This window comes from Trujillonella endophytica (genome assembly GCF_900110555.1).
Taxonomy (GTDB): Bacteria; Actinomycetota; Actinomycetes; order Mycobacteriales; family Geodermatophilaceae; genus Trujillonella; species Trujillonella endophytica.
Genome location: NZ_FOEE01000024.1, coordinates 19,994 through 35,262, shown reverse-complemented (window position 1 = coordinate 35,262; position 15,269 = coordinate 19,994). Strand labels below are relative to the sequence as shown.

13 protein-coding genes, 1 pseudogene and 1 riboswitch are annotated in these 15,269 nt (G+C 76.2%); of the genes and pseudogenes, 10 read left to right on the top strand and 4 right to left on the bottom strand.

Annotated features, from left to right (window positions below; translation table 11 throughout):
• Nucleotides 1-321: pseudogene (locus BMY88_RS22700) on the top strand (methyl-accepting chemotaxis protein); the annotation flags it as partial.
• A 36-nt stretch (nucleotides 322-357) separates the two neighbouring features.
• On the opposite strand, the gene BMY88_RS22695 reads toward BMY88_RS22700, so the two are convergent.
• Entirely contained in the window at nucleotides 358-1,533 is a 1,176-nt protein-coding gene (locus BMY88_RS22695) for a pyridoxal phosphate-dependent aminotransferase (protein WP_244524876.1), read from the bottom strand.
• A 128-nt stretch (nucleotides 1,534-1,661) separates the two neighbouring features.
• A riboswitch (SAM riboswitch) is annotated at nucleotides 1,662-1,752 on the top strand.
• 112 nt (nucleotides 1,753-1,864) lie between these two features.
• Here BMY88_RS22695 and BMY88_RS22690 point away from each other — a divergent pair.
• The 9 genes from BMY88_RS22690 to mtnB all read left to right on the top strand — a co-directional run bounded on the left by BMY88_RS22690 (nucleotide 1,865) and on the right by mtnB (nucleotide 11,251).
• Nucleotides 1,865-2,911, top strand: coding sequence for a BMP family ABC transporter substrate-binding protein (locus tag BMY88_RS22690; RefSeq protein ID WP_091949513.1), 1,047 nt, complete (start codon nucleotides 1,865-1,867; stop codon nucleotides 2,909-2,911).
• The gene (locus tag BMY88_RS22685) at nucleotides 2,908-4,497 is read left to right on the top strand and encodes an ABC transporter ATP-binding protein (RefSeq protein ID WP_091949510.1); all 1,590 of its coding nucleotides are present in this window, start codon (nucleotides 2,908-2,910) and stop codon (nucleotides 4,495-4,497) included. The genes BMY88_RS22690 and BMY88_RS22685 overlap by 4 nt, the downstream gene beginning before the upstream one ends.
• On the top strand, nucleotides 4,494-5,564 hold the full coding sequence (locus tag BMY88_RS22680) for an ABC transporter permease (RefSeq protein WP_091949507.1): 1,071 nt from the start codon (nucleotides 4,494-4,496) through the stop codon (nucleotides 5,562-5,564). Before BMY88_RS22685 ends, BMY88_RS22680 begins: the two co-directional genes overlap by 4 nt.
• A gap of 1 nt (nucleotide 5,565) precedes the next feature.
• Entirely contained in the window at nucleotides 5,566-6,525 is a 960-nt protein-coding gene (locus tag BMY88_RS22675) for an ABC transporter permease (RefSeq protein ID WP_091949504.1), read from the top strand.
• Nucleotides 6,522-7,511, top strand: coding sequence for a nucleoside hydrolase (locus tag BMY88_RS22670; RefSeq protein WP_091949501.1), 990 nt, complete (start codon nucleotides 6,522-6,524; stop codon nucleotides 7,509-7,511). Before BMY88_RS22675 ends, BMY88_RS22670 begins: the two co-directional genes overlap by 4 nt.
• Nucleotides 7,508-8,689 (top strand): S-methyl-5-thioribose kinase, encoded by a 1,182-nt coding sequence (mtnK, locus tag BMY88_RS22665; protein WP_211435790.1) that lies wholly within the window; start codon nucleotides 7,508-7,510, stop codon nucleotides 8,687-8,689. Before BMY88_RS22670 ends, mtnK (BMY88_RS22665) begins: the two co-directional genes overlap by 4 nt.
• A gap of 92 nt (nucleotides 8,690-8,781) precedes the next feature.
• Nucleotides 8,782-9,861, top strand: a complete 1,080-nt coding sequence (locus BMY88_RS22660) for a translation initiation factor eIF-2B alpha/beta/delta subunit family protein (RefSeq protein ID WP_244524875.1) — start codon at nucleotides 8,782-8,784, stop codon at nucleotides 9,859-9,861.
• An 11-nt stretch (nucleotides 9,862-9,872) separates the two neighbouring features.
• Nucleotides 9,873-10,592 (top strand): acireductone synthase, encoded by a 720-nt coding sequence (gene mtnC, locus BMY88_RS22655; protein ID WP_091949495.1) that lies wholly within the window; start codon nucleotides 9,873-9,875, stop codon nucleotides 10,590-10,592.
• Nucleotides 10,589-11,251, top strand: a complete 663-nt coding sequence (mtnB, locus tag BMY88_RS22650; protein WP_211435789.1) for a methylthioribulose 1-phosphate dehydratase — start codon at nucleotides 10,589-10,591, stop codon at nucleotides 11,249-11,251. Before mtnC ends, mtnB begins: the two co-directional genes overlap by 4 nt.
• Before the next feature lie 84 nt (nucleotides 11,252-11,335).
• Here the strand turns inward: mtnB and mtnK (BMY88_RS22645) are convergent, their stop codons facing one another.
• Genes mtnK (BMY88_RS22645) through BMY88_RS22635 form a run of 3 tightly spaced genes read right to left on the bottom strand, consistent with a single transcriptional unit; the run spans nucleotide 11,336 to nucleotide 15,263 of the window.
• The gene (mtnK, locus tag BMY88_RS22645; RefSeq protein ID WP_091949492.1) at nucleotides 11,336-12,595 is read right to left on the bottom strand and encodes an S-methyl-5-thioribose kinase; all 1,260 of its coding nucleotides are present in this window, start codon (nucleotides 12,593-12,595) and stop codon (nucleotides 11,336-11,338) included.
• Nucleotides 12,592-13,704: an ABC transporter permease gene (locus BMY88_RS22640; RefSeq protein WP_211435788.1), complete on the bottom strand. Its 1,113-nt coding sequence runs from the start codon at nucleotides 13,702-13,704 to the stop codon at nucleotides 12,592-12,594. The genes mtnK (BMY88_RS22645) and BMY88_RS22640 overlap by 4 nt, the downstream gene beginning before the upstream one ends.
• Nucleotides 13,701-15,263: a sugar ABC transporter ATP-binding protein gene (locus tag BMY88_RS22635; RefSeq protein WP_211435787.1), complete on the bottom strand. Its 1,563-nt coding sequence runs from the start codon at nucleotides 15,261-15,263 to the stop codon at nucleotides 13,701-13,703. Before BMY88_RS22635 ends, BMY88_RS22640 begins: the two co-directional genes overlap by 4 nt.
• Nucleotides 15,264-15,269 lie beyond the last annotated feature (6 nt).

Genomic DNA, 15,269 nt, shown 5'->3' with positions numbered 1-15,269 from the left:
CGCCGGGTGCAGGCCATCCAGGGCGACACCACCGCCGCGGTCGCGGCGATCGGGGAGATCTCCCAGATCGTCGCCCAGATCTCCGACCGGCAGACCACCATCGCCAGCGCGGTGGAGGAGCAGACCGCCACCACCAACGAGATGTCCCGCTCGGTCCAGGAGGCCGCGCAGGGTTCCGGCCAGATCGCGGAGAACATCACCGGGGTCGCCTCGGCCGCGGACTCGACCACCCAGGCGCTGACCCAGACGCGGACCGCGGTCGACGAGCTCTCCCGGATGGCCGCCGACCTGCGCACCACGGTGGGCCGCTTCAGCTACTGAGTCGCCGCTGGGCCCGCCCCCGAACCGGGGGCGGGCTCAGCCCGCGAGGCGGGCGCCGAGCGCCGCGAGCCGGTCGACGGCCTCGCCCAGGACGGCGTCCTGCTTGCAGAAGGCGAACCGGACCAGCGAGGGGGCGGCCTCCGGGTCGTCGTGGAAGACCCCCACCGGGACGCCGACCACGCCGGCCAGCTCCGGCAGGTCCCAGCACAGCGCCATGGCGTCGGTGTAGCCCAGCGGCGCGGCGTCGGCCGTGACGAAGTAGGTGCCGTCGGGCCGGTTCACCGCGAAGCCGGCCGCGTCCAGGCCGGTCATGAGCAGGTCCCGCTTGCGCTCGAGACCGGCCCGCAGCCCGTCGAAGTACTCGTCGGGCAGCGCCAGCGCACGGGCCACGGCGGGTTGGAACGGCCCGCTGCCCACGAACGTGAGGAACTGCTTGACCGCCCGGACGGCGGCCACCAGCTCGGTCGGGCCGTGCACCCAGCCGACCTTCCAGCCGGTCACCGAGAAGGTCTTGCCCGCCGAGGAGATCGTCAGCGTCCGCTCGGCCATCCCGGGCAGCGTCGCGATCGGCACGTGCGGCACCCCGTAGGTCATGTGCTCGTAGACCTCGTCGGAGATCACCACGGCGTCGTGCTCGGCCGCCAGCCGCGCCACCAGTTCCAGCTCGGCGCGGGTGAACACCTTGCCGGTCGGGTTGTGCGGGCTGTTGAGCAGCACCAGCCGGGTGCGCGGGGTGAACGCCGCCCGCAGCGCGGCCTCGTCGACGGCGAAGCCGGGGGAGCGCAGCACCACCGTGCGACGGGCCGCCCCGGCCAGCGCGACCGCCGCGGCGTAGCCGTCGTAGTAGGGCTCGAAGGTCACGACCTCGTCGCCGGGCTCGGTGAGCGCCAGGACGGCGGCGGTGATCGCCTCGGTGGCGCCGACGGTCACCAGGACGTCGTCGGGGTCGGTCCGCAGGCCGTAGAAGCGCTCCTGGTGGGCGGCGACGGCCTCGCGCAGCTCCCGCACCCCCGGCCCCGGCGGGTACTGGTTGGCGCCGCCGCGGATGGCGGCCACGGCGTCCTCGAGCAGGGACGACGGCCCGTCGGTGTCCGGGAAGCCCTGCCCGAGGTTGATGGCGCCGGTCCGGGCGGCCAGGGCCGACATCTCGGCGAAGACCGTCGTCGTGAAGGGCCGCATCCGAGGGGTGAGGGCGGCTCGCTGGAGCGTCACGCCGCCAGTCTCCCACCGGGCCGCCCGCGGGTCGCCCGTCCCACTGGGTGAACCAGCGTTCCAGCGGGCGGGACGGACGGCATCCGGGGCCGCGCCGGCCGCGCGGGCGCCGCGTGTACGTTCTGGGCGGTCCTGAGTGCCAGCACGAAGCCCCGGCTCGCTGGCCGGCAACCCTCCGGCGTCGTGGGCTGCTCCGGGGGACGACCAGACGTGGGCACTGCGTCCCGGCGAGGCCGAGGATGTCGGGGTGGACCGGATCCCGCTCCGGCCGGACCGGTCGCGGTGTCGCCCGACCACGCGCGCATCCCGCGCCCGCTCCCTGGGAGAACCGATGAACTCCGTCCACCGCCGTCGCCGGGGGCGGCTCCCCGCCGTCGCGCTCGCCGTCCTCGCCGGCCTCACGGCCTGTGCCGACAGCGACTCCGGTGGAGGTGACGGCGGGGACTCCGCCGGCTCGATCATCGTGATCACCCCCAACCCGGTGGGCGGGAACAACTTCCTCTCCCTCGCGATCGAGGGCGCCGAGCGCGTCGCAGAGGAGCGGGGCCTGGAGCTCGAGGTCTACGAGAGCACCGACCCGACCTCCATCCAGCAGAACGTCGAGGCGGCCGTCCGGGAGCAGCCCGACATCGTCATCGGGCTCACCTTCTCGCTGCAGGACGCGTTCGCGACCGTCCCCGTCGACAACCCCGACCAGCAGTTCCTGCTCGTCGACGGCTGCCCCGACCCGCAGCCGGACAACGTCACCTGCGCCGCGTTCCGCGAGCACGAGGCCACCTACCTGGCCGGCGTCGAGGCCGGGCTGCTCACCGAGACCGGGCGGATCGGCGTCGTCGCCGCGCTGGACACGCCCTTCATCCGCCGCTGGGTGGACCCCTTCCTGGCCGGCGCCCAGAGCGTGAACCCGGCCGCGACCTCCACCCCGCTGTTCGTGGGCGGCGACAACCCCTTCGGTGACCCGGCCCGCGGCGGTGCCCAGGCGCAGGTGCTCGCCGACGGCGGCGCGGACCAGGTGCTGCTGGCGGCCTCCGGCAGCAACGTCGGCGCATTCGAGGTGGCGGCGGCCGGCGGCTTCCAGGCCTACGGCGTGGACGTCAACGAGTGCGCCTCGGCCCCCGGCCAGGTCGTGGACAACGTGACCAAGAACGTCGACGTCGCCCTCGCCGAGTCCGTGACGGCGATCCTCGACGGCGACACCGGTGGCTCGCAGGTCTACGGCCTCGCCGAGGACGGCGTCGGCCTCACGGCGTTCGAGGACGACGTCGCCGACTCCGGCTGCCTGATCGCCGACCGGCCCGACGTCATCGAGCAGCTGGAGCAGATCCGGCAGGAGATCATCGACGGCACGATCACCGTGGACGACCCGGCCGCTGGATGACCGGTAGCACGGCAGTCGGCTCGGCCGCGGGGGGTGCTCCCCCCGCGGCCGAGCTGCGTGGCATCACCAAGCGCTTCGGCCCCGTGCTCGCCGTCGACGGGGTCGACCTGGCGCTCGAGCGCGGCACCGTGCACGCCGTCGTCGGCGAGAACGGTGCGGGCAAGTCCACCCTGATGTCGGTGCTCTACGGCCTGCACCGGCCCGACGCGGGACAGGTGCTGCGCGACGGCCGCGAGGTGCGGCTGGGCTCACCGCTGGACGCCATCGCCGCGGGGCTGGGGATGGTGCACCAGCACTTCCGGCTCTTCGGCTCGCTGACCGTGGCCGAGAACGTCGTCTACCGCGCGGAGCCGGCCCGCTTCGGCGTGCTGGACCGGCGGGCCGCGCAGGAGCGGGTGGCGGAGCTGTCGGCCCGCATCGGCCTGGACGTCGACCCCACCGCCCGCGTGGACACGCTGCCGCTCGGCGTCCGCCAGCGGGTGGAGATCCTGAAGGCCCTGCACCGCCGGGCGGAGGTGCTCATCCTCGACGAGCCGACCGCGGTGCTCACTCCCGGCGAGGTCGACTCGCTGTTCGTCGTCGTCCGCCGGATGGCCGAGCAGGGGACGACGGTCGCGCTGGTCACCCACAAGGTCCGCGAGGTGCTCGAGGTGACCGACCGGGTGACCGTGCTGCGCGACGGCGTCGTGACCGCGCGGCTGACCACCGCGCAGACCACCGCCGGCGAGATCGTCGAGGCGATGATCGGCCGCGGGCTGGTCCCGGCCGTCAACCCCCGCGGCGCCGTCCGCGGCGATCCGGTGCTGGAGGTCGACGGCCTGCGGATGCCGGCCGCGCCCGGCGCGAGCCGGGTGCAGGACGTCTCGCTGCGGGTCTCCGCCGGCGAGGTGGTCGGCATCGCCGGCGTCTCGGGGAACGGCCAGCGCGAGCTGGTGGAGGCCGTCGTCGGCCTGCGCCGACCCGAGTCCGGTGGCGTCCGGCTGCACGGCCGGGACCTGGCCGGCCTCGGCGTCCGGGAGCGCCGCCGGCTCGGCATCGCGTACGTGCCCGAGGACCGCCAGGGGATGGGGACGGCCGCGAGCCTGTCCGTCGCCGACAACCTGGCGCTGGGGCACCACCGCACGCCGCCGATCGGCCGCCGGGGCCGCCTCTCCCCCCGGGCGCTGCGCGCGCAGGCCGCCGAGCTGGTCCGCCGCCTCGGCGTGAAGACCGCCGGTGTCGCCGTGCCGGTGAGCTCGCTGTCGGGTGGCAACGCGCAGAAGGTGGTGCTGGCCCGCGAGCTGCACCACGAGGCGCCCCTGCTCGTGGTCGAGCAGCCCACCCAGGGCGTGGACGTCGGCGCCGGCGAGGAGATCCACCGGCTGCTGCTCGACGTCCGCAGCCGCGGCGGCGCGGTGCTGCTGGTGTCCTACGAGATCACCGAGCTGCGGGCGCTGGCCGACCGGGTGCTGGTGATGCTGGACGGCGCGGTGACGGCGGAGCTGGACGCGGCCGAGGCCACCGAGGAGGTGCTGGGCGCGGCGATGGTGCAGGCGGGCCGGGCCGGGAGCCCGGCCGGGAGTGCGAGCGGGGGAGGGGAGCGGTGAGCGCCCTCGGACAGCGGCTGCGGCTGGGGGCGCCCGCCGCCCTGGTGCCGCTCGGCGCGGTCGCCGTCGCCGCGGCCGTCGGCGCCGGGGTGATGCTGGCCGCCGGGGTGAACCCGCTGCTCGGCTACGAGGCCATGTTCCGCGGGGCGCTGAGCGTGAGCAACATCGACTTCGCCGTCGCCGGGTTCACCGCGATCCTGGCGATGTCGCTCGCGTTCGCCATCCCCGCGCGGATGGGGGAGTACAACCTCGGCGGCGACGGGCAGCTGGTGGCCGGCGGGATCGCCGCGGCCGCGGTCGCGCTCTACGTGCCGGGTCCGGCCGCGCTGCTGCTCCCGCTGTGCGTGGTCGCGGGAATGCTCGCCGGGGGCACGCTCGCCTCGGTCTCGGCGCCGCTGTCCACCCGCGCCGGCGTCCCGGTCATCATCTCCACGCTGCTGCTCAGCACGCCGGCGGTCGCGCTCACCTCCTACCTCGTGCGCTTCCCGATGGCCCAGGAGGGCTCCCCGGTCCCGCAGACGCCCCGGCTGCCCGACGCGGCGCACCTGCCCGCCTTCCCGGGCATGAGCTACACCAACGCCGGGCTGGTGCTCGTCCTCGCCGTCCTGCTGGTCACCGTCTACGTCGACGCGCGCACTCCGGTCGGCTACGAGGTCCGCGTCGCCGGGGCCAACCGCGGGTTCGCCGCCTACGGGGGGCTGTCGGTGCCGCGGCTGACGCTGGGGACGCTCGCCGCCGCGGGGGCCGTCGCCGGCCTGGCCGGGGCCGTGATCGTGATGAGTCAGCCGTTCCGCTTCATCGACGACGCGCTGACCGCCCCCGGCTACACCTTCGCCGGGGTCGCCGCGGCGCTGCTGGCCGGTGGCCGGCCGGCCCTGCTGCCGGTCACCGCGGCGCTGTTCACCATCCTGTCGGTCGGGTCGGCGGGCATGGAGCGCGACGTGGACGTGCCGCGCCAGCTGGGCCAGGTGCTGCAGGCGGTCGTGATCCTGGTGCTCGCGCTACGCGTGCTGGCCACCCGGTGGATCGCCGCCCGCGCCCGGCGCGCGGCCGGTGGGAGGGCCTGACGTGGACGTCCTCAACCTGGCCTTCGTCGCCGCCGTCCTCACCTCGGCCGCGCCGGTGCTCTACGCCGCCCTCGGCGGCGCCCTCTGCGGCCGGGCCGGCGTCTTCAACATCGCGCTCGAGGGCCAGCTGCTGTGGGGCGCCTTCACCGCGGTGGCGGTCAGCTGGTGGAGCGGCAACCCCTGGCTGGGCGTGCTCGCCGCGGTCGCGGCCACCGCGGTGTTCAGCCTGGTCCTCGCGGTCGGGGCCGTCGCCTTCCGGGCCGACCCGATCATCGTCGCCGTCGGGATGAACCTGCTGGCCCTGGGGCTGACCGGCTTCGTGATGCGGGAGGCGCTCGGCGCCACCGGCACCTTCGCCCCGGCGGGCCTGCCCGGGCTGCCGGACCTCGACGTGCTCGACGGCGTCCCGGTCCTCGGCCCCGTCCTCGGCCGCGCCACCGTGCTGGTGCCCCTGGCGCTCGTGCTGGCCGTCGTCCTGTCGTTGTGGCTGGCCCGCACCTCCATCGGTCTGCGGCTGCGCGGGGTGGGGGAGCACCCCGAGGCCGCGACCAGCCTGGGCGTGCCGGTGACGCGCTACCAGATGGCGACGGTGGTCGTCGCCGGCGCGCTGTGCGGGCTGGGCGGCGCGCAGCTGTCGCTGGGCACGGTCACCGCCTTCACCGAGAACATGACCGCCGGGCGCGGCTGGGTGGCCGTCGCTGCGGTGATGCTGGCCGTCAGCCGCCCGCTGTGGGTCCTCGGTGCCTGCCTGCTGTTCGGCGCCGCGGAGGCCTGGGGCTTCCGGCTGCAGGGCATCGGCCTGCCCCAGCAGCTCACCGACGCCGCCCCCTACCTGGTCACCCTGGTGGTCCTCGTGCTCTCCCGGATCCGCGTCCGGCGCCGCCTGCGCGCCGCGGACCCGGTCGCCGCCGAGAGCGCCGCCCACCCCGAGACCGCCCTGCACCCCGAGGAGCCCCGTTGACCGAGCACCACCCCGCGCCGCGCCGGGTCGTCGTCGACACCGACACCGGCATCGACGACGCGCTGGCCCTGCTGTGGCTGGCCCGCCGGCCCGACGTCGAGATCAGCGCCGTCACGTCCGTCTACGGCAACTGCTCGGTCGACGACGCGCTGCGCAACATCGGCCACGTGCTGGCCCTGGCCGGGCTGCCGGACGTGCCGGTCGCCGCGGGCGCGCCGGGCCCCGTCGACGGGCGGCCGGCGCACATCGCCTCCTACGTGCACGGCATCGACGGCCTGGGCGACCTCGGGCTGCAGCGGACGACGCCGGCCGTCGTGGGCCCGACCTCCGCGGAGTACCTGGTGGAGCTGGCCGACTCGGCCCCGGGGGAGTACGACCTGCTGCCACTGGGCCCGCTGAGCAACCTCGCCCTCGCCCTCGAGCTGGACCCGCTGGTGCTGACGAAGTTCCGCTCCACGGTGCTGATGGGCGGCTCCGGGCCGTTCCCGCCGGTGGGCGTCACCCAGACCGTCGACGCGAACATCGCCAACGACCCGGCGGCCGCGCGGGCGGTGTTCGCCGCGCCGCGCAGCGAGCTGGTCATGGTGGGGGTCAACGCGGGCGCGCAGACCATCGTCGACGAGGCCGCGGTGCAGGCGCTGCACCGCAGCGGCGACCCGGTGGGGGAGTTCTGCGCCGCGGTCCTGGAGTCCTACATGGACTTCTACCAGTACGCGTGGGGCCGGCGGATCTCCCCGGCCTGGGACGGCCTGACCGCCGGGCTGCTCGTCGAGCCCCGCTGGATCACCGCCTCGATCGACGGGCCGGTCGCGGTCGTGCCCGACGGGCTGCTGGCCCGCGCCCACCTGCTGCAGACCGCCGACGGCCTGCCCGTGCCCTTCGCCCAGGAGGAGGCGCGCACCGCCCCGGCCACGACGGTCGTCACCGGGGTGGACGCGGCCGGCTTCCTCGCCGACTTCGTGGGCCGCCTGGCCGGCGTCCGGTGACCGGCCCGGCTGCCGCCGGGGTGCTCGAGCCCGGCGACGTCTGGGCCTACCTGGTCGCCCGCGGCCTGGCCCCGGACGGGAGCTCGGGCACCGTGCGCGAGGTCGGCGACGGCAACATGAACCGGGTGTTCGTCGCCGTCCCCGCCGGCGCCACGCGGGGACTGGCGGTGAAGCAGGCGCCGCCGTGGATCCGTGCCCTGGGGCCCTCGGCGCCGATGAGCCCCGAGCGGGCCATGGTCGAGGCGCGGGCGCTGGCCACCTTCGCCCGGTTCGCCCCCGAGCAGACGCCGCGCGTGCTCGACGTCGACCCGGGCCGCTTCGCCTTCACGATGGAGGACCTCTCCGACCTCACCGTCCTGCGCACCGCGCTGGTCGACGGCGCCGGCTTCGGCGACACCTCCCGCCAGGTCGGCGACCTCGTCGGCCGGGTCACCTTCGCCACCAGCGCGGCCGGCGCGACGGCGGCCGACCGCGCCGCGCTGCTCGCCGCCTCGGTCAACCCGGTCCTCGCCGCCGTCACCGAGCAGTACCTGCTGTCCGAGCCGTTCGGCGCCTCCGACGCCAACCGCCACCACCCGCTGCTGGACGCCGAGGTGGCCGCGCTGCGGGCCGACCCGGCGGTGCGCACCGAGGTGTCGGCGCTGCGCTGGGCCTTCGCGTCCAGGGCCGAGGCGCTGGTGCACGGCGACCTGCACTCCGGCAGCGTGATGGTGGGGGAGCGGGACGGCGCCGCCGTGGTGCGGGTCATCGACCCGGAGTTCGCCGTCGTCGGCCCGATCGGCCTGGACCTCGGGCTGTACCTGGCCAACGCCCTGGTCGCCGCCGCCCGCAGCGCGGCCCTGGGCGACCGCGCCGAGGCCGCCGACCGGGCCGGCCAGGCCGCCGTCCTGTGGGAGGCGTTCACGGCCGCCTGGCAGGCCGGCTGGCCCGGCCGGGCCGACCGCTTCCTCGACGACGCCTGGCTGTCCCGCCAACTGGCGTCGGTGTGGGACGACACCCTCGGGTTCGCCGCCGTCGAGATGGTCCGCCGGGTGGCCGGCTACTCGCACGCCGCGGACCTGGAGACGCTGCCCGACCCTGGGCCGGCGAGCGCGGTGGTGCTGCGCGCCGCCCGCGCCCTGCTGCTGGACCGGCCGGCCTTCGGCGATCCCGCTGCGGTGGCCGCGCTGGTGCGCTGACCCGCGAGCGGTGTGCGCGGACGGACCGTTCCGGACCTCGATCGGGCACGGGGCGCACTTTGCCCGTGGCGAGCCGGGGGATCATGGCAGGCGTGAGCGTTCCCTCCCCCCTTCCCCGGCCGGTGCTCGACGACAGCGTCCGACTCTCCGACGACGGCGTCGCCATCCTCGACCGGCGGGTCTTCCCGGCCCGCGAGGAGTGGGTGCTCGCCCGGGACGCCGCCGAGGTGGCGGAGGCGATCCGCGCGATGGTGACGCAGAGCTCGGGGCCCTTCTACGCGGCGCTGGCCGGCCTGGCGCTCGACGCCCGCCAACACGCCGGCCGGCCGGTGGACGAGGCCCGGGCCGCGCTGCTGCGGGCGGGGTCGGCCCTCACCGGTGCCCGGCCGACCAACAACGCGGTGCGCGACGCCGTCGCCGACCTGCTGGCCACCCCGGACGTCGCCGGCGCCCGGAGCGGCCGGGAGCTCGAGGAGGCCGTCGGAGCCGCTGCCGCCGCCCTGGACGCCGGGTACCGCGCCCGGAGCGCCGCTATGGCCGCGCACACCGCCGCGCTCGTGCCCGACGGCGCACGGGTGCTGACCCACTGCTGGGCCGACGCCTACCTCATCGAGCTGGTCCGCGCCGCCCACGCCGCGGGCCGCCGGTACACCTGGGTGGCCACCGAGACCCGGCCCTACCTGCAGGGGGCGCGGCTCACCGCGCACACGCTGGTGGAGATGGGCCAGGAGGTCGCGCTCATCACCGACGGGATGGCCGCCGCCGTCCTGGCCCCCACCTCGACGCTCGGCCGGGTCGACGCGCTGGTCACCGCCGCCGACCGGGTGACCATGGACGGCCACGTGATCAACAAGGTGGGCACGCTGGGGCACGCGGTGGCCGCGCACGCCTTCGGCGTCCCCTTCTACGCGATGGTGCAGGCGCCCGACCCGCAGGCGCCGACCGGTGCTGATGTCGAGATCGAGGAGCGGGACGGCGACGAGGTGCTCTCGGTGCTCGGCGTCCGCTCGGCCTCGCCGCTGGTGCAGCGCGGCCACTACCCGGCCTTCGACGTCACCCCGCCGCGCTTCGTGACCCGCATCGCCACCGACCGGGGGGTCTTCGAGCCCGCCCGGGTGGCCGAGTACCACGCGGCCCCCGAGCCCGCCGGGGCCGATCCGGCGGCTCGGTAGGCTGGCGTCCCGTGACCCTGAGCCTGATCGCGCGCACCGTCGTCCTCGACATCGAGGGCACCACCGGCGCCGCCGGCTACGTCCACGGCACCCTCTACGACTACGCCCGGCCCCGGCTCGGGCCCTGGATCGACACCCACGCCGACGACCCGGACGTGGTCGGCGCGGTGGCGCGGACCCGGGACGAGGGCGGGCTGCGCGAGGACGCCGGCACCGCCGAGGTGGTCGACGTGCTGCACCGCTGGATGGACGACGACGTGAAGGCCACCCCGCTCAAGACGCTGCAGGGGCAGATCTGGGCCGCGGGGTATGCCGCGGGAGAGCTCTCCTCGCACTTCTTCGACGACGTGGTGCCCCGGCTGCGCGCCTGGCACGAGCGCGGCGTGCGGCTGGCGGTGTTCTCCTCGGGCTCGGTCGCCAGCCAGGTGCCGTGGTTCCGGCACGCCCCCGCCGGGGACCTCACCCCGCTGGTCACCGACTACTTCGACACGGTGACGGCCGGCCCCAAGCGCGAGGCGGGCTCCTACGACGCGATCGCCGCCGCGCTCGGGGACGAGCCGGGCCGGCTGCTGTTCCTCTCCGACCTGCCCGCCGAGCTGTTCGCCGCCCGGGAGGCCGGCTGGCAGGTCGTCGGCGTCCGGCGGGCCGGCGAGCCCAACGCGGGCGCCGACTTCGGCGACGTCCCGGTCGTCGCGGACTTCACCGAGCTCGACGTGGTGGCGGCCCCGTGACCGGGCTGGTGCAGGCGGGCGGCATCCCCCGTAGCGCACTGGAGGCCGCCGGGCGGGCGCTGGCCGCGGAGTCCGCGCGCTTTGCGGGGATGGGCTGGATGCGCGGCACCTCCGGCAACCTGTCGGTGGTCCTCACCCGCGACCCGCTGCGGCTGGCGGTGACCGTCAGCGGCCTGGACAAGGGGGAGCTGACCAGCGGCGACGTCGTCGTGGTCGACGAGCGGGGCCGGGCCGTGCCCGACCAGCCGAACCCGGACCTGCCGCCGTCGGCCGAGGCCGCGCTGCACGCCCGGATCGCCGCGCACGCCGGAGCCGACGCGATCGTGCACGTGCACTGCATGGCGGCGGTCCTGGCCGGCCACTGGTACCCCGACGGCCTGCCGCTGCGGGACCTGGAGATGCTCAAGGGCATCGGCCGGAAGGCCCACGACGAGACGGTGACCATCCCCGTCGTCCCCAACAGCCAGGACATGGACGAGATCGCCGCGGCCTGGGAGCCGCGGTGGGACGGCCAGGTGCCGGCGTTCATCGTGGCCCGGCACGGCATGTACGCGTGGGGCCGGGACCTGACGCAGGCCCGGCACCACACGGAGATCGTCGAGTTCCTGATGACCTTCGCGTCCGAGACGCGGCCGGGGGGCTCGGTCGGCGCCCGCTGACGCCGCGTTCCACGTGGAACGGCTGTACCCCGGTGGCCCGGAGCCGTGCCGCTTCCGGGCCACCGGCGTACGACGGCGGCCCGCTCAGCGGGTGGCGGCCGCCGTCAGCAGCTCGCCGGTGACGGCGGACAGGGCGGCGGGGTCGGTCCGCCCCCGGCCGGCGGCCAGCAGCAGCTCCCGCGCCGCGCGCAGCGCCCCGCGGACGGCGCCCTCCCGCAGCGCCTCCGGCAGCGTCTCGACGTCGCTGACCTTCGCGAAGCCGATCACCCGGCGCGCGACCTCCGCGCCCGCGTAGGCCGTGGCGTCGGCGCGGGCGCGGGCCAGCAGGTCCTCCAGCACCGCGTCGCCGAACACCCGCGGGTCGGTGCGGGAGGGCCACAGCCGCCGCCACTCGGCCTCGAACGCCGCCCAGGTCGCCGCGGGCAGTCCCAGGAGCTCGGCGGCACGGGCGTCCTGCCCCCGCGCGGTGGCCCGCGCGGCGGCCAGCACGAGGTTTCCCCACAGCATGCCGACGTCGAAGCCCAGCGGGCCGTAGGCGCCGAACTCGGCGTCGAAGGCGCGGGTCGAGCGGGGGGCGCCGCCGGCGGCGGCGCGGACGAAGACCGAGCCGGTGTGCAGGTCCCCGTGCAGGAGCACCTCGGCGCGGGTCATGAACGCCCACTTGGCCCGCCCCACCGCGGCCTGCACCTCGGGGTCGGCGGCGAGGGCGGCCACGTCGGCGGCGTTGGCCGGCAGGACGACGTTGTGCGGGTGCTCGACGAACGGCTCGGTGAGCACCAGGTCCTCGGTGATCTCCGACAGCTCCGGGTTCATCGCCGCGGCGACCGCGGCCTTGTGCCCGGCGGTGCCCAGCGCCAGCACCGACGTGCCGAAGCCGGCGCGCGCGGCGTAGACGCCGAGGTCGACGGCGGCCTCCGCGTGCAGATCGCCCCCGTCGAGGGCGACCCGCCAGACGACGTGGTCGGACAGGTCCTCGATCGCCAGCACCTGGGCCGCCGGGTCGAAGTGCAGCAGTTCGGGCACGTGCTCGGGGTCGACGGCGCGGTGCGCGGCCAGGATCCGGGCCTCCCGGGCGGAGCGCTCCCGGGTCATCGGCCAGCTCGGGTCGGTGCGCACGTGCGGCAGCGACTGCTTGAGCACCAGCGAGCGGCCGGAGGTGTCGGTGACGACGAAGACCAGGTTGAGGTTGCCGTCGCCGACCTCGACCACGCTCGCCAGCGCGGACGGGTCGACGGCCCGGGCCAGCGCCGGGACGGCGGCCAGGTACACCGGCACGGCCGCCACGGTGAGCAGCTCCCCGGGGGCCAGCACGGCCGGGCCGCGGTCGGGTTCGGTACGGGTCACTCGGCACCTCCGGCGGCGGGCTGGCCCGGCAGCGCGGTGCGCCGGCGGGACAGGGTGTAGCTGAACAGCAGGGCGGCCAGCAGCACGGCCCCCTTGGCGACGTCCTGCACGTAGTACGGCAGCCCCTTCATGCTGAACCCGACGACCATCACCGACACCAGCACCGCGCCCAGGACCGTGCCCCAGGCGTTGGGCACGTTGCGCCCCAGCACCGAGGTGCCGACCAGGGCCACGGCGACGGCGTCCAGCAGCAGCGAGTTGCCGGCGCTCACGTCGCCCTGGCCGATGCGGGCGGCCAGCAGCAGGCCGGCGACCGAGGCCAGCACGCCGGACAGCACGTACGCCGCGCTGCGGTACAGGCCGACGGGGACGCCGGCGAGCCGGGCGGCCTCGGCGTTGGCGCCGACGGCGTAGAACAGCCGGCCGTAGCGGGTGCGCTCCAGGAGGAACCACACGGCGACGGCGACGAGCAGCAGGAGCACCGCGGGCACGGGCACCGGTCCGATGTCGCCCCGGGCCAGCCACAGGAAGTCGTCGGTGAACCGGCCGGGGGCGGTCGAGCCGTCCTCCAGCGTCATCCGGGAGGAGATGGAGCGGCCGTCGACGAGCACGAGCTTGAGCCCCATGACGGCGAACATCGTGGTCAGGGTGGCGAGCAGGTCCGGGATGCGGGCCCACACCACCAGCAGGGCGTTGACCAGGCCGATCAAAGCGCCGCCGAGCAGGACCGCGCCGATGGCGACGCCGCCCACCTGGTTCTGCACGACCATCATCCAGGCGGCGAGGGAGACGCCGAAGCCCGCGGCCGCACCCACCGAGAGGTCCAGCCCGCCGACGGTCATCGCGATGGTGACGCCGAGCCCCGCGATCGCGGTCGGTGCGGCGTACTCCAGCAGCCCGTAGAGGTTGTCCGCGGTGCGGAAGTTGGGCTCGCTGAGCACGAACCAGGCGATCAGCGCCACGGTGACGGCGATGAACCCGTAGCGGACCAGCAGCTCGCGCGCCCGGTCCAGGCCGGGGGCGAGCCGGGCGCCGGCGGAGGCGCGCGGGGCCGGCTCGGGGAGGGCCGGGGCCGGCGTCGGTGCCGGCTTCGTCAGGGGGTCGGTCACGCGGGGGTTCCTCCCGGGGAGGTGGCGGAGAAGGCGGCGACGACCGCGTCGCGCGGCACGGCGGAGACGGGGGCGTCGAGGGTGACGGCGCCGTCGACGAGCACGAGGACGCGGTCGGCGACCTCCAGCACCTCGTCGACGTCGGCGGAGAGGACGACGACCGCGGCACCGGCGCGCGCGGCGTCGCGGGCGTGGCCGCCGATGTCGCGGCGGGCGCCGAGGTCGACGCCGCGGAACGGCTCGTCCAGCAGCAGCACCCGCACGCCGGGCACCAGCCAGCGGCCGACGACGACCTTCTGCTGGTTGCCGCCGGAGAGCTCGCCGACGTCGGTGCTCTCGCTGCGGGTCACCACGCCGAAGCGGTCGACCGCGGTCCGGGCCCGGTCGGCCTCGGTGGCGCGGTCGACCACGCCACCGCGGGACAGCTCGCGCAGGAACGGCAGGCTCAGCGTGCGGGCGATCGACCAGCCGGGCAGCAGGGCTTGGCCGGCGCGGTCCTCGGGGACGAGGTGGACGCCGGCCCGGACGGCGGCGGCGGGGGAGCGGGGGGCGAACGGCCGGCCGTCGAGCTCCGCCGTCCCGCCGGCCCACGAGGCCGACCCGAACAGGCCGTGCGCGAGCTCGGACTTGCCGGCGCCGAGCAGCCCGACGACGCCGGTGACCTGGCCGGCGTGCAGGTCGAGATCCAGGGCGGGGGAGCGGGGGAGCAGCCGCACCCCGCGCAGGCGGACGGCGACGTCCCCTGCGGGTAGCGGCTCCCGCGGCGGCGGGCCGATGCCGTCGGGGCCGACGGGGTGCACGGCGGCGCGCTCGCCGAGCATCGCCGGCAGGACGACGTCCCAGCGGAACGGCGCCCGGGTGTCGGAGGTGACCCGGCCGTCGCGCAGCACCACCGCCCGGTCGGCGAGGGCGTCGACCTCGCCGAGCCGGTGCGAGACGTAGAGGACGGCGAGGCCGGCCGCCCGCTGGCCGCGGACGACCGCGAACAGGCGGTCGGCCTCCGCGGCCGACAGCGCCGACGTCGGCTCGTCCAGGACGAGCAGCCGCGGCCGGTGCACCAGCGCCCGCGCGAGCACCAGCAACTGGGCGTCGGAGATGCCGAGCTCGGCGACGTCGCGGCGCAGGACGGCGTCGCTCCAGTCGAGGCCGAGCACCTCGACGGCGGTCCGGGCGGCGGCCAGCACCTCGCGCCGCCGCAGGAGCACCGCGGACGGGCCGCGGCGCGCCGGGTGGGCGAGGTCGTCGAAGGCCAGGTTCTCCGCGACGGTGAGCCCCGGGACCACCCCGTCGTGCACCCGCTGGTGCACGGTCGCGATGCCGGCCCGGCGGGCACGGAGCGGCGAGTCCATCCGCTGCTCCGTGCCCTCGATCCGGATCGTCCCGTCGTGGCCCGGGTGGACCCCCGACAGGACCTTGATCAGGGTCGACTTCCCGGCCCCGTTGGCGCCGAGCAGGGCCAGCACCTCGCCCGCGGCGATGTCCAGGTCGACGCCGTCGAGGACCCGGTGGGCCCCGAAGGACATGCCGATCCCCCGCAGGGACACCGCCGCGGTGCTCATGTGCCG

What these genes read in the sequence shown, in the direction of transcription:
- BMY88_RS22685 (WP_091949510.1), top strand. Translation starts at nt 2,908, where the DNA reads ATGACCGGTAGCACGGCAGTCGGCTCGGCCGCGGGGGGTGCTCCCCCC.
- BMY88_RS22690 (WP_091949513.1), top strand. Translation starts at nt 1,865, where the DNA reads ATGAACTCCGTCCACCGCCGTCGCCGGGGGCGGCTCCCCGCCGTCGCG.
- BMY88_RS22635 (WP_211435787.1), bottom strand. Translation starts at nt 15,263, where the DNA reads ATGAGCACCGCGGCGGTGTCCCTGCGGGGGATCGGCATGTCCTTCGGG.